This window comes from Kitasatospora sp. NPDC097605 (genome assembly GCF_040302725.1).
In the GTDB taxonomy this organism is placed as follows: Bacteria; Actinomycetota; Actinomycetes; order Streptomycetales; family Streptomycetaceae; genus Kitasatospora.
On the sequence record NZ_JBEOSF010000089.1, the window covers coordinates 1 to 2,395 of the forward strand.

Below are 2,395 nucleotides of genomic sequence, written 5' to 3' on the forward strand. Positions count from 1 at the left end.
GTAATGGGTCTTATACCTTACCTGCATCAAGTACCTGTGGTGCTGTAATGCAGACCATTTTCTGGTCGGCTGCCCCTAAAGATCAAACCTTCCAGTTTAAAAAAATATACGAGGGTGACAAAGCAAAAAATGTAACTGAAGGTTATCGTTTGGTATTAACTGAACTTTCAAGCACACAAATGGTATTAAAATCACCAATTGAATTTGGTGGCAGAACTGCAAACATTATTCTAACTTTTGTGCCTGCAGCCAGATAATATTTAACATCGAAAAACATACCCTTAAAGCACTTCTGAAAAGAGGTGCTTTTTTTGTTTGGTGCGCCGGGCATGGCAATCGACTATAGGGTTAGAGTCCCGAACACGCTCTGCAGTAGGAAGTGCTAGCCAGAGACAAGGGTGTCGCGGGTGACTGCGAATCTGAAGGAAGTCCGAGGCAAATATGGGGGCTTACGAACAGAAACTGTATACTAGGCGGATTTAGTCCGGGTGATGTTGCCAAACAAACAGAAACCCAATACTGCACGGGGACTATAACGTATATACAGAGGCCACATCCATAGGAAGTAGATTGTCTTACCCCGGGAGATCTGAATGAGTTCTGTCAATTGTAAGCGCGATTACAGGAGAAGAAATATTTGGTAGAGCTGCCAAATGCCTCAATCAGAAGTCAGCAGCGGTCGTAGTACTGCATTTTCCGGATGCAGAAAGGACCAAATGTTAGGATGGCAAAGGAAACATGAAGTTTATGGCAGAGCTTTTACAGCGGAACCACATTAGAGAACTGCTTATATGAGGGTAGGACGGAATCCGAGAGTAAATTATAAGAGGAGCTGAGCCGAGCCGTGCAACCAATGAGCACAATGCCTGGGAAGGAGTTTTTTTTTTTTAGTATTATGCTTGAAGAAATATTAGACATCCGAAATGTACAAAGAGCCTTTAAGCAGGTTACTGCCAATAAGGGTGCTGGTGGTATTGATGGTATACTGACCGATGAACTTCGCGACTACCTGAATGCCAACTGGCAGAGATTACGGGCTAATATTTTAAAAGGCAATTTCCGGCCAAGCGCTGTGAGAAAGGTAGAGATACCCAAAAGCACCGGTGGTAAGAGGATGCTTGGCATCCCAACGGTCATTGACCGGTTGATCCAACAGTCCATTTCTCAATGGCTGAGCCCAAAGTACGAGGGCGACTTTTCTTCTGGCAGTTATGGTTTCCGGCCAAAGCGCAATGCCCATCAGGCAGTGTTAAAGGCCCAGGAATATCTTAACACAGGTTACACCTGGATTGTGGAACTTGACCTGGAGAGGTTCTTTGATAGGGTAAACCATGACAAACTCATGCATCTGCTGTCAGTAAAGATAAAGGATAAGCGTACGTTGAAGCTTATCCGTTTTTATCTGAGTGCAGGAATCATGGAAAACGGCCTGGCAAGCCCAAGAAGAGAAGGTATGCCGCAAGGCAGTCCATTAAGTCCATTACTATCAAATATTATCCTTCACGAACTTGATGCTAAGCTCGAAGAGCGTGGCCATCTGTTCGTACGTTATGCTGATGATTGCAGTATCTATTTGAGAAGCAAGAAATCAGCACATCGGGTAATGGCAAGTATTTCAGTATATCTGGAAGACTGCCTGAAACTAAAGGTTAACAGGGAGAAAAGTAAGGTCAGCAGGCCAAGCCAGAGTAGTCTGCTTGGGTTCTCATTCTATGGTAGCAAACAGGGATGGAAGATGCGTATTGCATCCAAAGCCTTAAGTGCAATCAAAGAGAAAATAAAAGTGCAGACTAAAGGTAGCCAACCAGTTCCATTATACCAAAGGATACTAAAGCTTAAGGAAATCATTCATGGATGGGTCAACTATTTCTCTATTGCAGAAGCAAAGAGCCATATGTTAAAATTGGACGAAATGATGAGAACCAGACTGCGGATTGTTCTATGGAAACAATGGAAAAGTATAACTGGCAGAGCTCGGAATCTAATGAAGATGGGTATGGTAAAATCAAGGGCTTATCAGTTGGCTAATACCCGTAAGGGGTACTGCAGAACTGCAAACAGCCCCACATTACTTACAACCCTCGACAAAAAGTTCTTTATTGGCCTTGGACTAGATGGATTCGCTAATTATTACTATTGGAAAACGACACACCAAACGAAGTTATTCTGGCAAACCGCCGTATACCGATCGGTACGTACGGTGGTGTGAGAGGACAGATAGGGAAATAATCCCTATCTTCCTACTCGATCGGTAATTTTAATAAAGTTAACGTCATGTCGAGCGAAGTGCAACGAAGTCGAGAACCACGTAGTGCTCAGCGAAGCTAAATCTGTTAAGATAGATCTCTCCATTTCGCTACGCTTCAGTCGAGACGATCTTCGTTTTATTACTGCC

Annotated in this window: 2 protein-coding genes; both read left to right on the forward strand. The window is 43.6% G+C overall.

Annotated elements, in window-relative coordinates:
* Positions 1-257 (forward strand): hypothetical protein (locus ABTX81_RS39520; RefSeq protein ID WP_350555777.1); only part of this gene is annotated, 257 nt, incomplete at its 5' end.
* Between the two features lie 596 nt (positions 258-853).
* Complete coding sequence (ltrA, locus tag ABTX81_RS39525) at positions 854-2,209, forward strand: group II intron reverse transcriptase/maturase (protein ID WP_350555779.1); 1,356 nt, start codon at positions 854-856, stop codon at positions 2,207-2,209.
* Positions 2,210-2,395: the final 186 nt, after the last annotated feature.